This is a genomic window from Bacillus sp. 05T31 (assembly GCF_056396725.1).
Map to the genome: position 1 here is coordinate 1 of NZ_JBFTMA010000504.1, position 3,294 is coordinate 3,294.

Annotated in this window: 4 protein-coding genes; all 4 read left to right on the forward strand. The window is 35.0% G+C overall.

The features are described from left to right. Positions 1 to 755: NAD(P)/FAD-dependent oxidoreductase (locus AC1DJR_RS22970; protein ID WP_477003584.1), on the forward strand; the 755-nt coding region annotated here is incomplete at its 5' end. Next, positions 752 to 1,789 carry a proline racemase family protein gene (locus tag AC1DJR_RS22975; protein ID WP_429692401.1) on the forward strand — a complete coding sequence of 346 codons (1,038 nt, stop codon included), beginning with the start codon at positions 752 to 754 and terminating at the stop codon, positions 1,787 to 1,789. The genes AC1DJR_RS22970 and AC1DJR_RS22975, both read left to right, overlap by 4 nt. Beyond that, a complete protein-coding gene (locus tag AC1DJR_RS22980) occupies positions 1,786 to 2,727 on the forward strand; it encodes a proline racemase family protein (protein WP_477003585.1) in 942 nt (313 codons plus the stop codon). The genes AC1DJR_RS22975 and AC1DJR_RS22980 overlap by 4 nt, the downstream gene beginning before the upstream one ends. Before the next feature lie 22 nt (positions 2,728 to 2,749). Continuing rightward, the coding region (locus AC1DJR_RS22985) for a dihydrodipicolinate synthase family protein (RefSeq protein ID WP_477003586.1) at positions 2,750 to 3,294 on the forward strand (545 nt) is incomplete at its 3' end.

Sequence of the window (3,294 nt, forward strand, 5' to 3'; positions counted from 1 at the left end):
CAACTGATTCGACTGTAAATCCATATCTTCTTGCTTTTTCACTTCTTGCAGARTCGAARAAATTTGGTACRAAAGCTTTTAATCATACAGAAGTTAAAGAAATGAAAAGAGATATAGACGGCTCCTTTATTGTAGAAACGACAAATGGAACGTTTACTGCGAAGCAAGTTGTGAACGCAGCCGGTGTGTGGGCTCCTAAAATCGGGCAGATGTTAGATGTGAATATTCCAATCGAACCGAGAAAAGGGCATATTATTGTAGCTTCAAGGCAACAGCACGTTGGCTGCCGTAAAGTAATGGAATTTGGTTATTTGATTTCTAAGTTTGGTGGAAAACGAAAAGTGGATGCTTTAACTGAAAAGTACGGGGTGGCACTTGTATTTGAACCGACAGAAAGCCAAAATTTTTTAATTGGTAGTAGTAGAGAGTTTGTAGGCTTTCATACGAGGATAAATAACGAGGTTATTAAATGTATTGCGAATAGAGCAATTCGTTTTTATCCGAAAATGGCAGATATGATGGTGATTCGTTCATATGCTGGATTACGCCCGTGGACAGAAGATCATTTGCCGATCATTTCACGAGTGGAACATATTCCGAATTATTTTATTGCAGCAGGACATGAAGGTGATGGAATTAGTCTTGCGGCAGTTACTGGGAAAGTGATTGAAGAGTTATTAAATGAAAAAGAAACAATCATTCCTATTGAACCACTTCGTTTGAGTCGTTTTACAGAAAGGGTGTTAAACGGATGAGGTCACAAAGAGTCTTTACGACAATTGATACACATACGGGCGGGAATCCAACGAGGACATTAATTAGCGGACTTCCTAAGTTAATTGGAGAGACGATGGTAGAGAAGATGTTACATATGAAAAGAGAGTATGACTGGATTCGGAAATTGTTAATGAATGAACCTCGTGGTCATGATGTAATGTCAGGGGCATTATTAACAGATTCGTGTCATCCTGAAGCTGATATAGGTGTTATATACATAGAGACAGGTGGATATTTGCCGATGTGTGGCCACGATACAATCGGTGTATGTACAGCTTTAGTTGAATCAGGTTTAATTCCAGTAATTGAACCGGTTACTTCTTTAAAGCTAGATACACCAGCTGGCTTAGTTGAAGTAGATATTTCTGTTCAAGATGGGAAAGCGAAAGAAGTCTCCTTCTGTAACATACCAGCTTTTTTACTGAAAAATATTTCTGTACACGTTGAAGAAATTGGAACTGTAGAGGCTGATATTGCGTATGGAGGGAATTTTTATGCCATTATCGATGCGAAGTCAGTAGGTTTAGAGTTAGTACCAGAAAACGCATCTACAATCATTGATAAGGCGATTCATATTAGAAATACAATTAATGAGAAGTTTGAAATCATTCATCCAGAGTATTCGTTTATAAGAGGATTAACACATGTTGAATTTTATACAGATCCTACTCATAAAAGTGCGCATGTGAAAAATACAGTTGTTGTTCCGCCAGGAGGAATTGATCGATCTCCATGCGGCACAGGAACATCAGCGAAGTTAGCTGTATTATATGCTCATAAAAAAATTGATATCGATGAAGAATTTGTTCATGAGAGTATTGTAGGTTCTTTATTTAAAGGGTTTGTTATGAATACAACATATGTAGAAAATATTGAAGCTGTAGTAACGAAAATTACGGGATCAGCTTGGCTTATGGGTATGCATAGATTTTTTTACAATGAAAAGGATCCACTTAAAGAAGGCTTTTTGCTAATTCCGCCGATGGAACATGAAACGGAGGATGTAAAATGAACATTCAAAAAATGTATACAGCAGTAGAWGTACACGTAAATGGCGAGGCRTTTCGTGTAATGAAAGACGTACCATGYAAATACTATTACAGTTTGGAGCAATTAAATGAACAATTTTCAGGCGAATTAGCAGAAGAAATGAAACTTTTATTAAATGAACCACGTGGTTTCATCGGTTTAAATGGATGTATTGTCGTTCCTTCTATTCATAATGAAGTGGATGCAGCTGTATTGTTTTTTAATCATGAAGGATCCATTCCTCTTCATTACGGAGGCATTGTCGCAGTAATAACGATGTTRCTAGAAAGCGGGTATTTAAAAAAGAGAGAGTCTAATCAATACAAAATCGAAACGCTATCTGGAATATTTTCAGTSRATGCATATGTAGAGAATGATGAAGTTGTATCTGTTTCGTTTGAAAGCAAACTATGTTATATGATTGAGAAAAATTTAAAGATTGGTAATATAAGTTACTCTCTCATACAGGCAGATAAAGTATATGCAGTTGTAGAAAAAGATACGTATTCGCCAGAAATCAGTATTGAAAACATCTCTAAATTAAAAAAATGGGGTGAAGCTACACTTCAAACTATACAAAAACAGTCATTAATAAAAAGACTTATTTTAGTAGATTCTATGCAAAAAGAAAAGAACCATATAAAGTCGATTACATTTCATGAAGATAACTTTATAGTACGTTCACCAGGTTTTGTTTCTACTATTGTGTCTTATGTTCATACATTATTTAAAAATGATTATATAGCGGATAAACCTTTTAAAAATGAAAGTATTTTTAATAGCTTTATAACAGTAGAAAAAGTGAAAAAAGAAGAACTCGGATACATTTTTCGATTTGAAAGTAGAGGGTTTATTACAGGTATGCAAACATTTATATTAGATCCTACCGATCCGTTTCCAACAGGTTTCTTATTAAAATAATATGTTAAAGGGAGAGATAAAGATGCAAAAWATTAAAGGGGCATTTCCAGTATTAATAACACCRATGGATGARTTTCAAGAGATTGATTGGAAAGGCGTAAAACAAAACGTAAACTACTTTATTGAGCAAAAGGTAGCTGGAATTATTATTAATGGAAGTACAGGGGAATTTGTTAGTTTATCAAAAGAAGAACGATTTAACATGGTAGAAACAGTATTAAAAGAAGTTGATAGCCGTATTCCTGTCATTGTTGGAACTGCTGCAGAGACGACGAAAGAAACGATTGARTATACGAAACATGCAGAAGCGCACGGAGCGGATTGCGCATTAATTATAAACTCTTACTATTGTAAACCGAAGGAAGAGGAGATTTATTTTCATTTTAAAGAAATCTCAAACGCTGTAAATATACCAATTATGCTATACAATAACCCATTTACTTCTGGTGTTGATATGAGCACAGAGTTAATGCTCCGTATTGGAAAAGAGTGTGAAAATGTTACACATATTAAAGAATCTAGCGGAGATATTCGAAAAGCGAGAGATTTAGTAAGACAAGGTGAAGG